The sequence below is a fragment of the Pseudomonas sp. Pseusp97 genome, assembly GCF_047304025.1.
Taxonomy (GTDB): Bacteria; Pseudomonadota; Gammaproteobacteria; order Pseudomonadales; family Pseudomonadaceae; genus Pseudomonas.
This window is the reverse complement of the sequence record NZ_JBGLYK010000610.1, coordinates 1-235: the sequence shown is the minus strand read 5'-3', so window position 1 is coordinate 235 and position 235 is coordinate 1. Positions and strand designations below refer to the sequence as shown.

1 protein-coding gene is annotated in these 235 nt (G+C 66.4%); it reads left to right on the top strand.

Annotation, left to right across the window (positions count from 1 at the left end):
* A partial coding sequence (locus ACCC94_RS30525) for a lysylphosphatidylglycerol synthase domain-containing protein (protein WP_413353275.1) occupies positions 1-235 on the top strand: 235 nt, incomplete at both ends.

Sequence of the window (235 nt, the reverse complement as noted above, 5' to 3'; positions counted from 1 at the left end):
CGGCTGCAACGCTTCCCGCTGGAATGGCTGCTGATCATGTTCGGCATGATCCTGTTGTGCTGGCTGCTCAACACCCTGCGCTTGCGCCTGTTGCTGGGCGATCAGCGTGACAAGGTGAGCCGCCTCAAAAGCCTCGGGGTGGTGATGTCCGCCGAGTTCGCCTACTGCGCCACCCCCGGCGGCAGCGGCGGACCGCTGACCATCATGGCCCTGCTGGCGCGCCACGGTGTACGGC